This window comes from Desulfobulbaceae bacterium (assembly GCA_013792005.1).
Classification (GTDB): domain Bacteria; phylum Desulfobacterota; class Desulfobulbia; order Desulfobulbales; family VMSU01; genus VMSU01.
Genome location: VMSU01000119.1, coordinates 1 through 5,205 on the forward strand (window position 1 = coordinate 1; position 5,205 = coordinate 5,205).

At 48.8% G+C, this 5,205-nt stretch carries 4 protein-coding genes and 1 tRNA gene; 4 read left to right on the forward strand and 1 reads right to left on the reverse strand.

The genetic code is table 11. The features are described 5' to 3' along the window. From FP815_06895 to FP815_06910, 4 genes are all read left to right on the forward strand, one after another. The coding region (locus FP815_06895; GenBank protein ID MBA3014668.1) for a homoserine dehydrogenase at positions 1-1,294 on the forward strand (1,294 nt) is incomplete at its 5' end. Between the two features lie 15 nt (positions 1,295-1,309). After that, positions 1,310-2,509, forward strand: a complete 1,200-nt coding sequence (locus FP815_06900; GenBank protein MBA3014669.1) for a cofactor-independent phosphoglycerate mutase — start codon at positions 1,310-1,312, stop codon at positions 2,507-2,509. A gap of 3 nt (positions 2,510-2,512) precedes the next feature. Then, on the forward strand, positions 2,513-2,965 hold the full coding sequence (locus FP815_06905; protein MBA3014670.1) for an acyl-CoA thioesterase: 453 nt from the start codon (positions 2,513-2,515) through the stop codon (positions 2,963-2,965). A 104-nt stretch (positions 2,966-3,069) separates the two neighbouring features. Continuing rightward, positions 3,070-3,146 (forward strand) — tRNA-Met (locus tag FP815_06910). A gap of 699 nt (positions 3,147-3,845) precedes the next feature. Here FP815_06910 and FP815_06915 read toward each other — a convergent pair. After that, on the reverse strand, positions 3,846-4,400 hold the full coding sequence (locus FP815_06915) for a DUF4065 domain-containing protein (protein MBA3014671.1): 555 nt from the start codon (positions 4,398-4,400) through the stop codon (positions 3,846-3,848). Between the last annotated feature and the right edge of the window lie 805 nt (positions 4,401-5,205).

Here is a 5,205-nt window from a genome sequence, read left to right on the forward strand (position 1 = left end):
AAAAATCCACGTTGGCATCATAGGCTTTGGCACAGTCGGCAGCGGCACTGCCGAGGTCCTCTTAGCCCAGGCCGCTACCCTAAGCAAAAAAACGAACCTTGTTATCATCCTTAAAACAGTGGCGGACATTAATATCTCCTCATTGCCTGAACAATTCAACAACTGCACTCTGACCAGAAACGCCGACGATATCTTTAACGATCCGGAAATTGATATCGTGGTCGAATTGATCGGCGGGATCGAACCAGCCAAAACCTTTATCCTCAAAGCCATCACAGCGGGCAAACATGTGGTCTCTGCCAACAAGGCTCTGTTTTCGACCCATGGCCGGGAAATCTTCGAGGCGGCAAGCGCCAAAGGGGTTGAAGTCGGTTTTGAAGCCTCGGTAGGCGGCGGCATCCCGGTAATCAAGGCGTTAAAGGAAGGATTGGCAGCCAACACCATCCTTTCAATCATGGGCATTATGAACGGCACCGCCAATTATATCCTGAGTCAGATGACCGATCATGCCTTGGCTTTTGACACAGTTCTCAAGGATGCCCAGGCCAAGGGTTACGCCGAGGCCGACCCTACGTATGACGTCGAGGGGATCGATACCGCCCACAAGCTGGTGATCCTGATGGTCATGGCCTACGGTATCAACATCAGCTTAAACGATGTCACTATCGAAGGGATTTCTCGAATCAAGCCCATTGACATTGAATTCGCCCGCCAATTCGGCTGCCGAATCAAACTTCTGGCCATCAGCCGCAACCACGGCAACCATATTGAGGCCAGGGTCCACCCGACCATGGTCCCTGATGATCATCTGCTGGCCAACATCAACGGGGCGATGAACGGCATCAACTTCAACGGTGACATGGTTGGCAATGTCCTTCTTTACGGTCAGGGGGCAGGCAAATTGCCTACCGGCAGCGCCGTAGTTGCCGATATTGTCGATATCGCCAGGAATATAGCGTTCGACTGTGTGGGCCGGGTGCCGAGCCTCTCCTTCCTCCCTGCGGAGATTAAAAATTGCACCATCACCCCCATGGAAAAGATCAGCTGCCCCTATTATTTCCGAATTTCAGCCGTAGACAAACCTGGAGTTCTCGCAGCAATCGCGGGCATCTTAGGTAAAAACGCGATCAGCATCGAATCGGTAATCCAAAAGAAACGACAGGACATTGGCCCGGTACCCATTGTAATCCGAACTCACACAGCTCAAGAAAAAGCGGTAAGCGCAGCGCTTGATGAAATCGACTCCCTGGATATTATCACCGAAAAAACTGTCAAGATCCGGATTCTGGAATAAAGCGAAGGCCCAAAGATGAAATACATCATTCTGGTTGGGGATGGCATGGCGGATTTCCCGCTGGCTGAGCTTGGCGGCAAGACCCCCCTTGAGGCAGCACACACACCGGCAATGGACTCACTCGCCATGAGAGGAGAACTTCATACCCTGCAAACGGTGCCTGATGGGATGTCACCCGGTAGCGATGTGGCCAACCTCTCCCTGTTAGGTTACAACCCAGAGCATTACTACACAGGACGCGCTCCCTTGGAGGCGGCAAGTTTACATGTAACGCTTGCGGACCATGACACCGCCTTCCGCTGCAACCTAGTTACCTTGGCCTTCGATCAGCAAGAACGACCAACCATGATCGACTACAGCGCCGGACATATTTCCACCCATGAGGCTGGCGAACTGATCGCTGCCCTTGCCGCTGAACTCAATCGTCCTGGCGTCACCTTCTATCCCGGGATAAGCTACCGACACCTCTTGGTGATTAACCAGACAATCAACAATCTTATCACTACTCCCCCACACGACCATACTGATTGCGATGTCACCTCCCTCTGGAACGGATATCTCACTCACCCGATATTCGGCCCCCTGGTCACCAAGGCTCGCACCATTCTGGCCGACCATCCGGTTAATCTCGCGCGGATCAAAGCCGGACACCATCCAGCCAACGCCATCTGGCTCTGGGGTGAAGGCAAGTCCCCTTCCCTGCCAACAATGCAGAGCCGTTTCGGAATCAGCGGCGCGTTGATCTCAGCAGTCGACCTGCTCAAAGGTATGGGTGTTTACGCCGGCATGGAGGTAATCAACGTGCCTGGCGCCACCGGTTACCTTGACACTAACTATCAAGGCAAGGCTGATGCCGCCATCAAGGCCTTGGAACGTCACGATCTGGTCTTTGTCCATGTCGAAGCCCCGGACGAAGCCGGCCACCAAGGTCTGATCAAGGAGAAGATCCAGGCTATTGAAGATTTTGATCAGAAAATCGTTCAACCAATTATCAACGGCATGTCAGGACAAGATTTTCGTGTCGCTGTCACCTGTGATCACTACACCCCGATCGCGCTTAAGACCCACGTCGCACTGCCGGTACCCATCGCCCTTTTCGACTCCAGAAATACCGCTCCAGGTTGCGGTGGCACCTACTGTGAGGAGAGCGCCAACAACTCACGATCACTCCTTCGATCCGGAGCGGAATTTTTCGCTACCCTATTACAACGTTAACTCATGACCCAGATTCAGATTCCCCTCCCGGATCAAGCGCATATTTGTCACTATCGAGTACTCTATGGCGACACGGATTCCGGGGGAGTTGTCTATTACGCCAACTATCTCCGTTTTTTTGAATTAAGCCGAACCGAGTTAATGCGAGACGCGGGGTGTACCTACCGGTCACTAGAGGAACAGGGAATGATCTTACCAGTGGTCGAGTCCTATGTCCGTTACAAGGCCTCGGCACGTTACGACGACATGTTGACCATACGTACCGCCATGATCGAACTTAGAAAATTTTCCTGCCGTTTTAATTACGCCATTACCAGAGAGGCAGACGATAAACTTCTGGTCAAGGGATTTACCGTCCATGCTGTTGTCAACCGCGAGGGATCCCTTACTCAATTTTCACCTCCCGTTTACAGTCTCCTCACCGCCACATGCCTTTGCCCATCGAATCCGAGATAACCTCCACAACCCATAATTAAATTCTCACCTGCAAAGTTTTACACCTCTCTTCACCTTATCGCTTGACTTCACAACCACATCCAACTATAGTGTCTGAATCGTGACGCGGGGTGGAGCAGTCCGGTAGCTCGTCGGGCTCATAACCCGAAGGTCGCAGGTTCGAATCCTGTCCCCGCTACCACTTACAAACACAAGGGATTCAGAGAATATCTGAATCCCTTTTTTTTGTTACTTCCATAATCATTCCCGCACTATTCCCCGCACGCTGGCTTATTGCAAGCCGTCATGGCCACAAAAAAGCCCCCTACCATTTTCGGCAAGAGGCTTCCCGTTCTGTCCATTCAACACAAACATACTTGTAAAAAAATTCTTTATCTCTCGGCAAAAAACAGAGTTCCAGATTAAAGATACATGAAAATGAGGGCGATCTCTACCTGAGGCCCTTAAATCTAGCAGCCAAATCAGCAAGTTTTGTCGCTTTTGATGGTTGAATATATCGGAGTAGATTTTGAGGAAGATCATCACCCGCGTGAGCCAAAAGGCATTTTATGACTCCATCAACAGATTGGGAGGACAATCTCCCGCAGTGAACTACTCCGTTACTAGGCTGTATAGAATCATGCGCATAAGGATACACTTCGTGCAACTAAACCCAGGTCGGTAGTGGAAAATGTTCAGCTTTTGCGGGGATAAAGAAGAGTTGGTGTGAAGGGCCAAGGCAACCAGGCGTAAACGGGCCTCGGGGCTGAGATGTCACCTTAACGAAACAGCCGATCCCCTTCGGCTCAGGATCGTTGATTAAAATTATATACTTATCCCCTTTTTCTCCATCATAAAAAATCATATTCTTATAAAGGTAGACGCCACCCTTGACTAGCATTTAGGTGGTGCCGAAGATAGCTTTCATTTCCTCTCGTTCGCTCACTCTATATGACGCTTCTTCTAGCGAGAGACTTCCATCCTTAGAGTCAATGGCGAGGAAATAATCTATCTTTTCACGTACCCCTTTTTCTGCAAGCGTTTTTGCCCAAGGGGTATTCTCTAAATGGGTTAATTCAACCATTTCATTGGTTGGCGAGTCGCAGTAAATGAATGCAACTTGCTCAAGAATCCTTAATTCACGAGGAGAAAAGAACTCATCACTAAATTTTTGTTTTGCTAGGATATGTTGGAAATCTTTTTTTGTGGAAATCGAGATTGCCGCGTTCATGTCAGCTTGCATACCCGATGTTAATTCTCCCCAAACCTTCACTGGAACTGGCCCAAAATCCCAGGCATAATAATCCATTTCAGTAACAGACTTACCGGTTTGCCTAAAATGAATGAAGTCCAAAAAATACAACAACTTCATAAGCTTTGTCTTGCCGCAATAGTTGGTATTTTTGGCAAAATACAAAATAGCGTTGATTAATTTTTCGCGGGAGAAGGTAATCATGATGTTTTTTTTGTGAGGGATTGCGCCTACTACCTTAATCGGCTCACTCTACCAATCGGTTTAATAAATCCATCAAGTTTATGCCCAAAATTGCACCATGCAAACACATTTGAGTGACCGCGCGGTCTCATCGGTCGCACGGTCCCGAAGATTCGCCCACAGGGTGGCTCCATGAAGTTAGGCCTGGAAAGCCCATACAGGTACAATTTAAAATGCACCTCACACAAGGCATAAAAACCGCCGGGGGGGGGACACGCATCACCTGTACAGAGGAGGGGCGTGGCGGTTTGCAATGGAAGTGGCTTAGCGTTGCGACTATCAGTCGAGATATTTCAGATGGGCTAGCTCTTGGACTTTCTGTTTGGATCTTGCAAAATCCAAAAATGCTTGGGCAGTTTTTGCTTCGAGGGATGAACCTACTCGTTTCACATCCTCTTTCGAGGAGAAAAAATCCTTAACTTTCGTCATCTTGAGTTTTTTTAGAGAGTTCATTTTTCATACCTCGCATAGATTATTCACATAACAATGATATGGAATAATTTGATCTGTGTCAACCCGGTGGACGCTAAACCTTTTCGGGTCGTTGGTCAAGCAGTCTCGATCGTTCACCAAGAAAAAATCAGGATAGTGGATTGCCAAAAATGGAAATATGTCTCGCGGGTTTGCCGTTGCGTCAAAAAGAATTTCCCCTACTATTTTTTCATCCTTAAATAACTCGTGCGTTGAAATTTCACAGACCCAGATGAATTATCTTAGCGCCGGGAATGACAATCTGGCACCGGAGCGCCAAATCATGGAATAGAAA